The sequence below is a fragment of the Aeromicrobium sp. PFPM2_SD2 genome (genome assembly GCF_057364525.1).
Map to the genome: position 1 here is coordinate 1 of NZ_JBNFNZ010000022.1, position 14,284 is coordinate 14,284.

At 70.5% G+C, this 14,284-nt stretch carries 15 protein-coding genes, 1 tRNA gene and 3 pseudogenes; 2 read left to right on the forward strand and 17 right to left on the reverse strand.

Features of this window, described 5'->3' with window-relative positions; translation table 11 throughout:
• From AC2W7G_RS02730 to AC2W7G_RS02810, 17 genes and pseudogenes are all read right to left on the reverse strand, one after another.
• Nucleotides 1-1,128 (reverse strand): MCE family protein (locus tag AC2W7G_RS02730; RefSeq protein ID WP_485867088.1); only part of this gene is annotated, 1,128 nt, incomplete at its 3' end.
• Nucleotides 1,125-2,321, reverse strand: a complete 1,197-nt coding sequence (locus AC2W7G_RS02735) for an MCE family protein (protein ID WP_485867089.1) — start codon at nucleotides 2,319-2,321, stop codon at nucleotides 1,125-1,127. The genes AC2W7G_RS02730 and AC2W7G_RS02735, both read right to left, overlap by 4 nt.
• A complete protein-coding gene (locus tag AC2W7G_RS02740) occupies nucleotides 2,318-3,016 on the reverse strand; it encodes an MCE family protein (RefSeq protein WP_485867090.1) in 699 nt (232 codons plus the stop codon). Before AC2W7G_RS02740 ends, AC2W7G_RS02735 begins: the two co-directional genes overlap by 4 nt.
• Nucleotides 2,956-3,312, reverse strand: coding sequence for an MlaD family protein (locus tag AC2W7G_RS02745; RefSeq protein WP_485867091.1), 357 nt, complete (start codon nucleotides 3,310-3,312; stop codon nucleotides 2,956-2,958). The genes AC2W7G_RS02740 and AC2W7G_RS02745 overlap by 61 nt, the downstream gene beginning before the upstream one ends.
• Nucleotides 3,309-4,382, reverse strand: a complete 1,074-nt coding sequence (locus tag AC2W7G_RS02750) for an MCE family protein (protein WP_485867092.1) — start codon at nucleotides 4,380-4,382, stop codon at nucleotides 3,309-3,311. The genes AC2W7G_RS02745 and AC2W7G_RS02750 overlap by 4 nt, the downstream gene beginning before the upstream one ends.
• A complete protein-coding gene (locus AC2W7G_RS02755) occupies nucleotides 4,369-5,709 on the reverse strand; it encodes an MCE family protein (RefSeq protein WP_485867093.1) in 1,341 nt (446 codons plus the stop codon). The genes AC2W7G_RS02750 and AC2W7G_RS02755 overlap by 14 nt, the downstream gene beginning before the upstream one ends.
• Complete coding sequence (locus AC2W7G_RS02760) at nucleotides 5,709-6,551, reverse strand: MlaE family ABC transporter permease (RefSeq protein ID WP_485867094.1); 843 nt, start codon at nucleotides 6,549-6,551, stop codon at nucleotides 5,709-5,711. Before AC2W7G_RS02760 ends, AC2W7G_RS02755 begins: the two co-directional genes overlap by 1 nt.
• Before the next feature lies 1 nt (nucleotide 6,552).
• Entirely contained in the window at nucleotides 6,553-7,329 is a 777-nt protein-coding gene (locus tag AC2W7G_RS02765) for an MlaE family ABC transporter permease (protein WP_485867102.1), read from the reverse strand.
• Nucleotides 7,330-7,731: 402 nt separating this feature from the next.
• Nucleotides 7,732-8,277: pseudogene (locus AC2W7G_RS02770) on the reverse strand (ABC transporter ATP-binding protein); the annotation flags it as partial.
• 216 nt (nucleotides 8,278-8,493) lie between these two features.
• The gene (gene rplL, locus AC2W7G_RS02775; protein ID WP_485867095.1) at nucleotides 8,494-8,886 is read right to left on the reverse strand and encodes a 50S ribosomal protein L7/L12; all 393 of its coding nucleotides are present in this window, start codon (nucleotides 8,884-8,886) and stop codon (nucleotides 8,494-8,496) included.
• Between the two features lie 56 nt (nucleotides 8,887-8,942).
• Nucleotides 8,943-9,569, reverse strand: a complete 627-nt coding sequence (rplJ, locus tag AC2W7G_RS02780) for a 50S ribosomal protein L10 (protein WP_485867096.1) — start codon at nucleotides 9,567-9,569, stop codon at nucleotides 8,943-8,945.
• A 232-nt stretch (nucleotides 9,570-9,801) separates the two neighbouring features.
• Nucleotides 9,802-10,596: an SCO4651 family lipoprotein gene (locus AC2W7G_RS02785; protein ID WP_485867097.1), complete on the reverse strand. Its 795-nt coding sequence runs from the start codon at nucleotides 10,594-10,596 to the stop codon at nucleotides 9,802-9,804.
• Between the two features lie 146 nt (nucleotides 10,597-10,742).
• Nucleotides 10,743-11,457 (reverse strand): annotated as a pseudogene (rplA, locus tag AC2W7G_RS02790) (50S ribosomal protein L1).
• Between the two features lie 67 nt (nucleotides 11,458-11,524).
• Entirely contained in the window at nucleotides 11,525-11,953 is a 429-nt protein-coding gene (gene rplK, locus AC2W7G_RS02795) for a 50S ribosomal protein L11 (protein ID WP_485867098.1), read from the reverse strand.
• 52 nt (nucleotides 11,954-12,005) lie between these two features.
• Complete coding sequence (nusG, locus tag AC2W7G_RS02800) at nucleotides 12,006-12,824, reverse strand: transcription termination/antitermination protein NusG (RefSeq protein WP_485867099.1); 819 nt, start codon at nucleotides 12,822-12,824, stop codon at nucleotides 12,006-12,008.
• A gap of 31 nt (nucleotides 12,825-12,855) precedes the next feature.
• Nucleotides 12,856-13,074: a preprotein translocase subunit SecE gene (gene secE, locus AC2W7G_RS02805; protein WP_485867100.1), complete on the reverse strand. Its 219-nt coding sequence runs from the start codon at nucleotides 13,072-13,074 to the stop codon at nucleotides 12,856-12,858.
• Between the two features lie 30 nt (nucleotides 13,075-13,104).
• Nucleotides 13,105-13,177, reverse strand: a tRNA-Trp gene (locus tag AC2W7G_RS02810).
• A 250-nt stretch (nucleotides 13,178-13,427) separates the two neighbouring features.
• Between AC2W7G_RS02810 and AC2W7G_RS02815 the strand changes: the two are divergent.
• Nucleotides 13,428-13,745, forward strand: a pseudogene (locus AC2W7G_RS02815) (adenosine deaminase); the annotation flags it as partial.
• 112 nt (nucleotides 13,746-13,857) lie between these two features.
• A partial coding sequence (locus AC2W7G_RS02820) for an amidohydrolase family protein (RefSeq protein WP_485867101.1) occupies nucleotides 13,858-14,284 on the forward strand: 427 nt, incomplete at its 3' end.

The window sequence follows — 14,284 nt, forward strand, 5'->3', positions numbered from 1 at the left end:
CCGGCGTGCCGTTCGGCCTGCCTCGGGCACGTAGCCGCGGACCAGGCCGAGCAGGTCGTCCAGCGGCTCGCCGGCCGCACCGGGCTCGCCCCGCAGGGGGCCGGTGACCGCGTCGAGCAGCCCCTCCAGGTCGAGCACCTGGGCGAGCGTGTCGGCGTTGAGGTCCAGGCGCATCGACAGGTTCGTGTAGTCGCCCGGCTCGTAGGCCTTGGCCTCCTCGAGCGTCTTGCCGACCACCGCGTCGGTGAACGGGAAGGTCAGCAGCGCCTGGAAGGACGTGACCAGGTCGTCGGCGGCGGTGCCGAGGTTGGTCAGCGTGGGACGGAGCGCCTCCAGGTCGGCCAGGACGTCGTCCTTGGACGTCTTGACGACGCGGGTGCCGACCTCGCTGAGCCGCTCGAGCCCGTCGAGGAGCGTCACGAGCGCCTCGCGCTGGCCGTCGACGACCCGCAGCGCGTCCGGCACCTGGTCCAGCGCGCCGGTGATCGCCTTCTCCTGCTGCTGGGTGCGCCGAGCCAGCCGGTCGACCTTCTCCAGCGTGGTCAGGATGCGCTCCTTGTTGTCGTCCAGCCGCGCGGCCAGGTCGCCGGCCGACGTCAGCAGCCGCTTGACCTCGGCCTCGTTGCCGTCCAGGGCCCGGTTGAGCTCGCGCACGATCGTCTGGGTCTTCTCCAAGCCGCTGCCGTTCAGCAGCAGCGACGCGGCGCTGAGCACCTCCTCGACCTCGGGGTTGCGGCCGGTCTGGCTCAACGGGATGGTGTCGCCGTCGCCGAGCTCGCCCTCAGCGCCCTTCTCCGGCGCCTCCAGCGAGACGAACTTCTCGCCCAGCAGGCTGGTCTGGCGGATCGTGGCCCGGGCGTTGTCGGGCAGCTTCACGTCGCGGTTGAGCGTCACGTCGACCTCCGCGGTCCAGCCGTCGAGGCGGACGTCGCTGACCCGGCCCACCGGCACCTCGTCGACCCGCACGCCGCTCTGCGGCACCAGGTCGAGGACGTCGCGGAACTGGACGGTCACGGTGTACGGGTCGTCGCCCACGTCGGCACCGCCGGGCAGCGGGACGTCGTAGGGCGACATCGAGCAGCCCGACAGCAGGGCGGCGGCCACACCGGTCACGAGCAGGCGCTTCACGGAGCCACCCCCAGCATGTCGGCGATCGAGTCGTTGACCTGGTCCGGCCGGGTCGTGGCCACGCTGCCGGCGGCCGGGGCCGCGCCGACGGCGGCGCGGTTGCGGGCCGACGACGAGCCGCCGGTGAGTCCGCCGAGCAGGTCGCCGAGCGTCTTGCAGACGTCCGTGGACCCCCTGCCGCTCTCGCCCAGCAGGGTGCACAGGAAGGTCTTGGGGTCCTCGAGCCCGCCGAAGAGCATCTTCTCGATGTTGCTGCGGTTGTCGAGCGTGCCGTAGCGGCCGTTGTAGGTGAGCGCCACGTTGGACAGGGCGGTGGGCGCGTCGACCACGACCTGCTCGAGCGCGTCGCGGTGCTTCACCAGCACGCGCGAGATCGAGGTGAGGTCCTCGACGTCGTCGCCGAGCACCTGGCGGTTCTCCTTGACCAGGTCGCGGACGTCGACGAGCGCCCGGCTCAGCTCGTCGACCGTCGCGGCGAGGTCGCCCCGCTCCCCCTCGAGCACCTCGGCCACCTGCGCGGTGCTGTCGTTGAAGCGCCGGACGGTGGCGTCGTTCTCGCGCAGCATCGAGACGAACTCGGAGATCTCGCGGACCGAGCCGAACAGGTCGTCCGAGCTGTTCTCGAGCGTCTGGCTGAGCCGGCCGACGTCGCGGATGGTGTCGTTGACCTGGCGGCCCTCGCCGTCGAGCTGGCGGGCGCTCGCGTCGAGGAGCCTGCTCAGCGAGCCGTCCTTGTTCGCGCCCTTGGGGCCCAGCGCCACCGACAGGTCGTCCAGCGACTGGTAGACCTCGTCGAGCTCGACCGGCACGGCGGTGCGCTCGCGCGGCAGGTGGGCGGACGCCTTGAGCCGCGGGCCCTTCGTGTAGGCCGGCGCGAGCTGCACGAACCGGTCGCCGACGACCGACGGCGAGACCAGGACGGCCTTGACGTCGGCCGGCAGCTCGACGTCTCCGGAGTACTCGATCGTGGCCCGGACGACCTCGCCGCGCGGCTCGAGCGCGGTGACCCGGCCGACGGGCACGCCGAGCACCTTGACGTCCGAGCCCTTGTACAGGCTGTTCGTGGCGGCGAAGTCGGCGGTGAGGGTGCGGGTGCCGTCGCGCTCGCTGAGCACCACGACGGCCGCGACCACGAGGGCCAGGACCACGAGCGCGGACAGGATCCGTCCGGTGCGGGACAGCAGGGCGGTCATCGCGTCACCCCCAGGGCGTCCTTGAGCTGCTGGGCCAGGCCGAGGTTCGGCGGCAGGCCGGCGATGTAGGAGTCGAACCACGGGCCCGAGCCGAGCGCGTTGGCGAAGACGGTGTCGAACGGCGCCATGACGCGCAGCGCCTCGTCGAGGCTGGCCTCGTGCTTGCGCAGCATGCCGGTCACCTTGCCCAGCTGGGTGAGCGCCGGCTTCAGGTCGGCCCGCGTGTCCTTGACCAGGCCGCGCAGCTCGCCGGAGATGCGCTGGGTGGAGACCAGCAGCCGGTGGATCTCGTCGCGCCGGGCCGAGACGGCGCGGAACAGGACGTCGGAGTCCGCGAACAGCGTCTCCAGCTGCTCGTTGCGGGAGCTGACCACCTCGGTGACGGTGCGCAGGTTGCCCAGCAGCGACTGCAGCTGCTCGTCGCGGGCGGCCAGGTTGCGCGAGACGGCCGAGACGCCCCGCAGGGCGCCGCGGAACTCCTCGGGCGTGCGCTGGGCGACGTCCGACAGCGTCGTGAGCGCCGTGCTGATCTGCTCGACGTCGAGCCGGTCGGTGGTCTCGCTCAGCTCGGAGAACGCCTCGACGACGTTGTACGGGGCGATCGTGCGCTCGAGCGGGATGGTGGCGCCGGCCTTCAGGTCGCCGTCGCCCTCCGGCATGAGCGCGAGGTACTCGGCGCCCAGCAGCGTGCGCACCTTGATCTGGGCCGACGTCCGGTCGCCGAGCTCGCGCCCTCGTCGAGCTGGAAGCTGACCTTGACCCGGTCGCCGTCCAGCGCGATCTTCTTGACCTCGCCGACCGGCACGCCGGCCACGCGGACCTCGTCGCCGGACTGCAGCCCGCCGACCTCGGCCAGCTCGGCGTGGTAGGTGTCGCCGCCGCCGATGAGGGGCAGGTCGTCGGCGCGGAAGGCGGCCAGCATCATCGAGCCGATGAGGGCGAAGCCGACGATGCCGATCGTCGTGTGGTTGCGCTCGCGGAAGGGCTTCACGACTCGCACCTCGCTCCGCCGACCTGGAGGCCGTCGTCGCCGCCGATCTGCAGCTTCGTCTCCTGCTGCAGGCCGAGCAGCGGAATGCGCGGCAGCTCGACGACGCCCTTGATGTCGCACAGGTAGAAGTTGAAGTACGAGCCGTACGACGCCGACGCGGCCAGCTTCTTCATCTTGATCGGCAGGATGTCCAGCGACGTCGCGGTGCGCTGCAGGTTCTTGCGCGTGCTCAGCCGGGCGGTGAGCCGGTTGAGCTGGGCCACGTCCTCGGTGAGCGCGGGACGACCCTCGACCAGCAGGTCCGACGTCTCGTCGGTGAGGTCCGAGACCGCGTCCACGGAGTCCAGGATCGCGGTGCGGTCCTGCTTCAGCCCGGTGACGAACTGCTGCAGGGTGTCGATCATGTCGCCGAGCTCCTCGTCGCGCCGGCCCACCGTGTCGAGCACGTCGTCCAGGTTGACCACCACGTCGCCGATCAGCTCGTCGCGCTCGGCGAGCGTGCTGGTGAGCGAGGCGGTGCGGTCCAGCAGCCGCTCCACGGAGCCGCTCTCGCCCTGCAGGGTCTGGATGATCTCGTAGGCCAGCTTGTTGGTGTCGTCGGGCGAGAGGGCCTGGAAGACCGGCTTGAACCCGTTGAGCAGGACGTCGAGGTCGAGCGCCTCCTCGGTGCGGTCGTCGGGGATGGTGGCGCCCGCCTTCAGCGGCGACTGCGCTCCCTCGGCGCCCTGGCTCAGCGCGATGTAGCGCTGGCCGACCAGGTTGCGGAAGCGGATCTGGGCGTGCGTGTTCTCGGTCAGCCGGTGGTCGGAGTCGACGGCGAAGGTGACGAGCGCCTTGTCGCGGTCGTGGATCTCGATCTCGCGGACCGAGCCGACGGCCACGCCGGCGATGCGGACGTCGTCGCCCTTGGCCATGCCGGTGACGTCGTGGAAGACCGCCTTGTAGGTCGTGCGATCGCCGAAGCTGCCGTTGCCCAGCAGCATCATGAGGAACACGGTGGCCAGCGCCGTCGCGGTCAGGAAGGCGACGAGCTTGACCAGCGCGGCGATCGAGGCCTTATCGAGCTTCATCGACGCGCACCTCCGCCCCGCGCACGATCGGTCCGACGAGCAGGCTGCCGACGTCGGGCACCTCGGCCTGCCCCAGGCGGGCGCCGAGCAGGGTGTCGAGCGCCTCGCGCTCGGCCGGGCCGTCGCTGACGATGCTGGGCTGCACGACCTCGTCGAGCCCGGCGGCCGGCGCCCGGAACTTGTTGTGGTCGCCGTCGAGGCCGATCAGCTCGTACAGCTCCGCCGAGCCGCCCGGGAACGGGTTCTCCTGGTCGTACGGCGGGTTCGGCAGGTCCAGGCAGGTCGGCTCGGTCAGCTTGCTCTGCAGCTGCTTGCGGGTCAGCACCGCGCGCTCGTCCTTCTCGTAGCCGGTCGGCTGGCCGGTCAGCGGCAGCAGCTCGAGCTTGATGTGGACGGTGTCGTCGCGGTAGACGTCGTCCAGCTTGGGGATGATGTTGGCCATGCCCTCGAGGAAGCAGGGGAAGGCGCGCGAGTACTCCCCCGTGACCTCGAGCGCCTCGCGCGAGAGCGCCGGCAGGTCGACCAGGTTGTCCTCGTTGGCCCGCAGGAGGGTGTCGAGCCGCCCGGCGAGCTGGTCGCCCTCCTGGAAGAACGCCGCCAGCTGCGAGCGCTTGGCCACGATCGTGTCGCCGGTGACGACCGCGTTGCTCAGCAGCCGGCCGAGGTCGGGCATGGCGTCGGCGTAGGTGTCGGCCACCTCGCCGAGCTTGTCGACGTCGTCGATGAGCTGCGGCACCTCGGGGTTGATCTCGGTCAGGTAGGCGTCGAGGTCGACCAGCATGTCGCCGAGCCGCTCGCCGCGGCCCTCGAGGGCGGTCGACAGCGCCGACAGGGTGTGGCCGAGGTCCTCGGGCGAGACCGCCTCGAGCACCGGGTAGAGGTTGTTGAGCAGCGTCTCGACCTCGATCGGGACGTCGGCCCGCTCGATGACGTCGCCGGCCCGGAGCACGCGGTCGCCGACGTCCTCGGGGGCGACGAGCTGCACGTACTTCTCGCCGAACAGGGTCTTGGGGACGATGCGCGCGCTCACGTCGGCGGGCACCGACTCGATCGCGTCGGGGTCCATGGCCAGCTGCATCGTGACGCCGTCGCCGTCGGTGCGCACCTCGCGCACCTGGCCGACGATCATGCCGCGCAGCTTCACGTCGGCGTCGCGGCCGAGCGACAGGCCCACGTTGGACGCCTTCATGGTCACCGGGACCGAGTCGACGAACTTCTTCTCGAAGAACGCGTACGTCAGCCACACCAGGAAGAGCATGAGCACGACGAAGCCGACCCCGAGGACGCGCAGCGGTCCGGGGCGCTCGAGCAGGGGCGTGCGCGCCATCAGCCGGCCAGCCTCACGGTCGTGGTCGTGCCCCAGATCGCCATGGAGGCGAGCAGGTCGACGACGTTGATGGCCACGATGGACGTGCGGACGGCCTTGCCGACCGCGACGCCCACGCCCGCGGGACCGCCCGAGGCGTAGTAGCCGTGGTAGCAGTGGATGAGGATGACCACGACCGCGAAGACGAGCACCTTCGCGAAGCTCCAGAGCACGTCCTCCGGTGGCAGGAAGGCGTTGAAGTAGTGGTCGTAGGTGCCGGGGCTCTGGTTGTTGATCTGCGTGACCGTGAGCCGGGTGGCGAAGTAGGACGACAGCAGGCCGACGACGTACAGCGGGACGACGGCGATCAGCCCGGCGATGACCCGCGTGGTGACCAGGAAGGGCAACGACGGGATCGCCATGACCTCGAGCGCGTCGACCTCCTCGGAGATGCGCATGGCGCCGAGCTGGGCGGTGAAGCCGCAGCCGACCGTGGCGGCCAGCGCGATGCCGGCCACGATGGGCGCGATCTCGCGGGTGTTGAAGTAGGCCGAGACGAAGCCGGTGAACGCCGACGTGCCGAGCTGGTCGAGCGAGGCGAAGCCCTGGATGCCGACCTCGGTGCCGGTGAAGAAGCACATCGCGGTGATGACGCCGACAGTGCCGCCGATGACCGCCAGCGAGCCCGAGCCGAGGGTGACCTCGGCGAGCAGCCGGACGATCTCCTTGCGGTAGTTCTTGAGCGTGCGCGGCACCGAGGCGATGACGCGCAGGTAGAACAGCATCTGCCGGCCCAGGCCGTCGACGCCGTCGAGCGTCCTGCGCGGCGCGTTGACGACGCTGCCGAAGACTCCGGTCGCCATGTCACATCCCCTTCGGCGGGACGAGCTGCAGGTAGATCGCCGTGACGAAGAAGTTCACGATGAACAGCAGCGTGAAGGTGATGACCACGGCCTCGTTGACCGCGTCGCCGACGCCCTTGGGCCCGCCGGCGGCGTTCATGCCCTTGTAGGCGGCCACGATCGCCGCGATGAAGCCGAAGATGAGCGCCTTGACCATGCCCTGCCAGAGGTCGGCCTCCTGGGCCAGGGCGGTGAACGAGGCGATGTAGGCGCCCGGCGTGCCGTCCTGGAGCACCACGTTGAACACGAAGCCACCGGCCACGCCGACGATGTTGACCAGGCTGTTGAGGCCCACGGCCACGACCATGCAGGCCAGCACGCGCGGGGCGACGAGGCGCTGCACCGGGTTGATGCCCAGCACCATCATCGCGTCGAGCTCCTCGCGGATGCGCCGCGAGCCGAGGTCGGCGGCGATGGCCGAGCCCGCGGCCCCGGCCACGAGCAGCGCGGTGGCGATCGGGCCGGCCTCGCGGACGACGGCGAGCACCGCGGCCGAGCCGGTGAACGACTGGGCGCCGAACTGCTTGATCAGCCCGCCGACCTGCAGCGCGATGACCGCGCCGAACGGGATGGCGACCAGCGCGGTCGGGACGATCGTGACGGTGACGATGAACCACGCCTGCTGGAGCATCTCGCGGACCTGGAACGGCCGGCGGAACATCGCCACGACGACGTCGAGGGCGAAGGCGAACAGGCCGCCGGCGACGCGCGCCGGGCCGGTGACGACGTGCAGGGTCATGCCACGGCTCCGGTGGCGGCCGGCTCGAACGAGCCCGGGGGCGGGACGACGGCCGTTGGCGGCGCACCAGGCGCCCGGCTCCTTCTGCGCCCGGCGGGGACGTCCGTCGGAGGGCTCGAGCTGGCGGGCGATGGGCGGCAGCGGCGGCATCTCGATGCTCGCCTCGGCAGCGAGCTCGTCGGCGTCCTTCTCCTCGCTCATGCCGATCGGGCCGACCCGCTGGGCGTTGAGGAACTGGGCCACGACCGGCTCGCGGCTGCTCAGCAGCATCTCGCGCGGGCCGAACATCGCCAGGTGCTTGTGGTAGAGCAGGCCGATGTTGTCGGGCACCGTGCGCGCGGTGTTGATGTCGTGCGTGACGATGAGGAACGTCGCGTCGATCTGCGCGTTGAGGTCGATGAACAGCTGGTTGATGTAGGCGGTGCGGACCGGGTCCAGACCCGAGTCGGGCTCGTCGATGAGCAGGATCTCGGGGTCCATCACCAGGGCGCGAGCGAGCCCCGCGCGCTTGCGCATGCCGCCGGAGATCTCGCCGGGCAGCTTGCGCTCGGCGCCGGCCAGGCCGACCAGGTCCATCTTCTCCATGACGACCTGGCGGATCTGCGACTCGGTCTTGCGGGTGTGCTCGCGCAGCGGGAAGGCGACGTTGTCGTACAGGTCCATCGAGCCGAACATCGCGCCGTCCTGGAACAGGACGCCGAACAGCTTGCGGATCTCGTACAGCTTGCGCTCGGAGCAGGAGGCGACGTCGACGCCCTCGATGACGATGCTGCCCTTGTCGGGCTTGAGCAGGCCGATGAGGGACTTGAGGAAGACCGACTTGCCGGTGCCGGAGGGGCCGAGCATGACCGAGATCTCGCCGGCCGGGAGCGTCAGGGTGACGTCGTTCCAGATGACCTGGCTGCCGAACTTCTTCGTCAGCCCGTCGACCTTGACCTCGACCCCCATGACTCCCCCTTCGCCCGTCCCGGGTGCCGGCGCCTCTCCCTGCGCCGGCCTCGGCCCACAGTGTGGCCCAGGACACAGGATTCAACGACTCGAGGAACAGCAGGTTACGAGCGAGTACGGAACGACGTCCGGACGCGCGAGAGGCGCCCACCCCGTGCGGGGTGGGCGCCTCTCGTCGGAGGTGCCGGCGTCGCGGTCAGACCGCGACGCGCGAGATCACTTGAGGGTGACCGTGGCGCCGGCGGCCTCGAGGGCCTCCTTCGCCTTCTCGGCGGTCTCCTTGTTGACGTTCTCGAGGATCGGCTTCGGGGCGCCCTCGACGAGGTCCTTGGCCTCCTTGAGGCCGAGGCTCGTGAGGCCACGCACCTCCTTGATGACCTGGATCTTCTTGTCGCCGGCCGACTCGAGGACGACGTCGAACTCGTCCTTCTCGGCAGCGGCGTCGCCCGCGTCACCCGCGCCACCGGCGGCCGGGGCCGCGGCGACGGCGACCGGGGCGGCCGCGGTGACGTCGAAGGTCTCCTCGAACTGCTTCACGAACTCGGAGAGCTCGATCAGCGTCATTTCCTTGAAAGCATCCAGCAGCTCGTCGGTGCTCAGCTTCGCCATGGTTGGCGTCCTTCCTGACTAGAGACCCCGAGGGGGTCCCGATGGTGGATCGGGCTTCAGCCCTCGGTGGTGGCCTCGGCCTCGGGGGCCTCGGCGGGGGTGGCGTCCTCGGAGACCGCGACGGTCTCCTCGGCAGCCGGGGCAGCGCCGCCGGCCAGGACGGACGGGTCCGCCTCGGCCTTGCTCTGCAGCGCGAAGACCGTCGCAGCGGTCTTCGAGAGCGGCGCGTTGAACAGTGCGGCGGCCTTCGACAGGTTCGCCTTCATGCCGCCCGCGAGCTTGGCGAGGAGGACCTCGCGCGACTCGAGGTCGGCCAGCTTGTTGATCTCGTCCGCCGAGAGCGACTTCCCGTCGAGGAAGCCTCCCTTGAGGACGAGGGGGGTGTTGGCCTTCGAGAAGTCACGCAGGCCCTTGGCCGCCTCCACCGGGTCGCCCGTGATGAAGGCGATGGCGGTCGGACCGGTCAGCAGCGACTCGTCGAAGTCGATACCGGCGTCCTTGAGGGCGATCTTGGTCAGCGTGTTCTTCGCGACGGCATAGCTCGCGTTCCCACCGAGCGAGCGCCGCAGGTCCTGCAGCTGCTTCACGGTGAGACCGCGGTACTCGGTGAGGACGGCGCCGTTGGACTCGCGGAAGCTGTCCGCGAGCTCGGCGACTGCCGCAACCTTGTCCGGGCGTGCCATGGGTCTCCTTCCAGCACAGATCAGTGCCGAGTGCTGAGCCCACGAGAAACGCCCCGGGCACAGGGCCACGGGGCGCGATGAGATGTCGCATTCGTGAACCTGCGCGGGCCGCCCTTGCGGGCACTTCGGGAGACTCGGGTGAGTCGCCAACCAGCGGTCTTCGGCTCGACCATGCTACGCGACGGCCCCCGCCGCGACCAAATCGGTCACGACGGGGGCGGCGGACGTCCGCTCAGGACATCGAGGCGAACGGGTCCTGGTCGCTGATCTCGGAGTCCTTCGGGGCCGTGACGTCGAGGTCCTCGCCCCACTTGCTGTAGTCGACGGTGACCTCGCCGACGCTCGTCGTGGTCATGCGGCGGATCAGGTTGTCCGGGCCGATCCACATCGTGTAGTCGAGCGAGGCCGGCATGCCCGGGACCTTCTGGCCCGCGCCCTGCTGCAGCTGCGCGGTGTCGACGGTGACGGCGTACGGCTGGGCCTGGACGCCGTCGATCTCGACCGGCTCGCCCTTCGCCTCGAAGCCCGAGATGGCCTGCGCGAGCTGGTCGACCTGCGAGGACGGGTCGAGCTGGTCCAGCAGGTTGCCGTACTGCTTGCCGACCGGGTTGCTGGGGTCGGTGAGGTCGATCTTGACGTACTTGCCGTCGGTCAGGTCGCCCAGACGCATGTACATCACCTCGTCGACCAGGACGAGGTCCATCGTGCCGGCGTCGCCGGTGTCCATCGTCATGTCGACGGCGGTGTCGGACGGCTCGCCGCCGACCAGGACGTCGCCCTCGCCGGTGATCGTCTGGCCGCCGGCCACGACCTTCATCGTCATGTGGCTGGAGCCGGCCTCGACCTGGGCCTCGGCCACCTCCTGGGCGAAGGACTCCTTCGTCAGGGCGGCCGGCTCGGCGTCCTTGGCGGGGCTCTGGCTCGAGCCCTCGGACTTCGCGGAGCCCTCGTCGGAGCCGCAGGCCCCCAGGACGAGGCTCGCCGCGAGCGCGGTGGCGGCGAGCAGGGACGGACGACGTGCCTTCATGGTGGTGGACCTCTCCCCCGGGATGCTGGTCACGGGCGGTCGCCCGCACCGCGAGCATACGTCGCCGCGCCGACGGACGGCGGAACGACCGTGGCCCCCGGCCCGCAGGAGCGGACAGGGGGCCACGGTCGTGGAGCGAGAGGCGATCAGGCCTCGTCGTCGCTGGCCACCGCGCGCGTGCGGTTGGGGTCGACGGGGACGCCCGGACCCATCGTCGTGGAGACGGTGACCTTCTTGATGTAGCGGCCCTTCGAGCTGCTGGGCTTGAGCCGCAGCACCTCCTCGAGGGCGGCCGCGTAGTTCTCGGCCAGCTGCTGGGTGCTGAACGAGGACTTGCCGATGATGAAGTGCAGGTTCGCGTGACGGTCGACGCGGAACTCGATCTTGCCGCCCTTGATGTCCGAGACGGCCTTGGCCACGTCGGGGGTGACCGTGCCCGTCTTCGGGTTCGGCATCAGGTTGCGGGGACCGAGGACGCGGCCGAGACGACCGACCTTGCCCATCATGTCGGGGGTGGCGACGACCGCGTCGAAGTCCAGCCAGCCCTCGCTGACCTTCTCGACGAGCTCGTCGCGCGACGTGGTCGGCGCCGGCCTCACGGGCGGCGTCGGCGTTGGCGCCGGTGGCGAAGACCAGGACCCGGGCGGTCTTGCCGGTGCCGTGCGGGAGGTTGACGGTGCCGCGCACCATCTGGTCGGCCTTGCGCGGGTCGACGCCCAGACGCATGGACACGTCCACGGTCTGGTCGAACTTGCCGGCGGCCGAGGAGGTGGCGAGCTCGATGGCCGCCACCGGGGAGTAGAGCGCGTCGCGGTCGATCTTCTCGGCGACCGCGCGGTACGCCTTGGAACGCTGTGTCATGACTGGCTTCTTTCTGTGTACCAGGAGTGGTGCGGGCCCAGCTGGCCCTTCCACGGGAGGGGGACGATCAGTCGACGGTGACGCCCATGGAGCGGGCGGTTCCCTCGACGATCTTCATGGCCTGCTCGACGTCGTTCGCGTTGAGGTCGGGCAGCTTGGTCGTGGCGATCTCGCGGACCTGGTCCTTGGAGAGCTTGCCGACCTTGTCGGTGTGCGGGACGGACGAGCCCTTCTGCAGGCCGGCGGCCTTCTTGATGAGCTCGGCGGCCGGCGGGGTCTTGGTGATGAACGAGAACGTGCGGTCCTCGTAGATCGTGATCTCGACCGGGATGACGTTGCCGCGCATGGACTCCGTCGCGGCGTTGTACGCCTTGCAGAACTCCATGATGTTGACGCCGTGCGGGCCGAGGGCCGTACCGACCGGCGGGGCCGGGTTGGCCTGGCCGGCCTGGAGCTGCACCTTGACGAGGGCAGCGACCTTCTTCTTGGGAGGCATGTGTGTTCGGGTCCTTGCTTGTGTGACTGTCGGGTGGACGAACCGGGCCGGTTCAGACCTTCTGGATCTGCGTGAAGCTCAGCTCGACCGGGGTCTCACGACCGAAGATCTCCACGAGGGCCTTGACCCGCGCGGCGTCGATGTTGATCTCGGTGATCGTGGCGTGCAGCGTCGCGAACGGGCCATCGACGACCATGACGGAGTCGCCGACGACGAAGTCGGAGAACTCGACCTTGGGGGTCTTCGCGGCGGGCTGCTCGGAGGACTGCGCCGCGGGAGCGGCCTCGGCCTCCACCACCGGGGCGAGCATCTGCTCGACCTCGGTGAGGCTCAGGGGGACGGGCTGGTGGGAGTTGCCCACGAACCCGGTGACCGACGGCGTGTGGCGCACGACGCCCCACGACTCGTCGGTGAGGTACATGCGGACCAGGACGTAGCCGGGCAGGACGGTGCGCTTGACCATCTTGCGCTGGCCGTTCTTGATCTCGGCGACCTCCTCGGTCGGCACGACGATCTCGAAGATGTCGTCCTCGGCGTTGAGCGAGACGATGCGGTTCTCCAGGTTCGCCTTCACGCGCTTCTCCATGCCGGAGTACGTGTGGACGACGTACCAGTCGCCGGGCTGGGTGCGCAGGCGGTCGCGGAACTCCTCGAGCGGGTCCTGCGCGTCCTCGACGTCGGCGGCCGCCTCGGGCAGCTCGGCGTCCTCCACCTCGACCGGCGCCTCGTCGTCGACGGTCGGCTCGGCGGCCTCGTCGGCGTCCGCCGCGTGGTCCTCGGCCTCGAGGGCCTCGGGCGAGGCGTCCTCGACGGCGTCGACCTCGTCGGCCGCGACCTCGTCGGTGGCGGTGTCGTCGAATGGCTGCGTCACGGTAAGTCTCTCGATCCTCGGTTGCGGGGGCTCAGGCGAAGAGCGCGAAGACGGCCTTGCCGAACCCGTAGTCCAGGCCGGACACGATCGCCATCATGACCAGCACGAACACCAGGACGACGAAGAAGTACTGCACGACCTGCGGGCGCGTGGGCCACACGACCTTGCGCAGCTCGGCGACCGCCTGGCGGTAGAACGTGATCGGCGACGTGCGGCCGCGCTTGGCGACTGCCTCGTGGTGCTCGCTCACTGGTGCCTTCTCTCGTCGTGTCCTCGGTCGCACGGCACGAGGGACTTGAACCCCCAACCTTCGGTTTTGGAGACCGATGCTCTGCCAGTTGAGCTAGTGCCGTTCGGTGCCTGGCCCCGTCGACCCGCCCGCACGAGGGCATGGCAAGTCAGCGTGACAATTCACCGGTGCGGTCAAGTGTAGGGGGTGGGGCCGCGCGAGTCGAACTCGGGACGGTGGCCGGCGCGAGGAGCGGTCCCTCACGCGGTAGCGTCGCGGCCGTGGGCATGGACGACGCGCAGGACCGACCGGACGGACCGCGCAGCCTGGTGGCGCTGCCGAAGGCGCACCTGCACCTGCACTTCACCGGGTCGATGCGGCACGCGACGCTGCTGGAGCTGGCCGAGCGCGACGGCGTCCGGCTGCCGCCCTCGCTGGTCGAGGAGTGGCCGCCGCAGCTGGCCGCGACCGACGAGAAGGGCTGGTTCCGCTTCCAGCGGCTCTACGACGTGGCGCGCTCCGTGCTGCGCACCGAGGACGACGTGCGCCGGCTGGTGCGCGAGGCGGCCGAGGACGACGTGGCCGACGGCGCGGTCTGGACCGAGATCCAGGTCGACCCGTCCGGCTACGGCGGCCGCTTCGGCGGGATCACCGCGTTCACCGACCTCGTGCTGGACGCGGTGCGCGCGGCCGAGCGCGCGACCGGTCTGCGTATGGGCGTCGTCGTCGCCGCCACCGCACGCCGTCACCCGCTCGACGCCCCGCACCCTGGCCCGGCTCGCCGCCCAGTACGCCGGACGTGGGGTGCTGGGGTTCGGCCTGTCCAACGACGAGCGGCGCGGCGTCACCGGGGAGTTCGCGCCCGCCTTCGCCATCGCCGCCCGGGCCGGGCTGGCGTCCGTGCCGCACGGCGGCGAGCTGCTCGGGCCCGACCACGTCACGCAGTGCCTGGACCACCTGCACCCCGACCGGATCGGCCACGGCGTGCGCTCCAGCGAGGACCCGCGCGTCCTGGACCGGGTCGCCGCCGCCGGCGTCGCGCTCGAGGTGTGCCCCAGCTCGAACGTCGCCCTCGGCGTCTACCGGACGCTCGAGGAGGTGCCGGTGCGCACGCTGGTCGAGCACGGCGTGCAGGTGGCGCTGGGCGCCGACGACCCGCTGCTGTTCGGCTCGCGCCTGGCCGGCCAGTACGCGCTGCTGCGGGCCGGCGCAGGACTTCAGCGACGCCGAG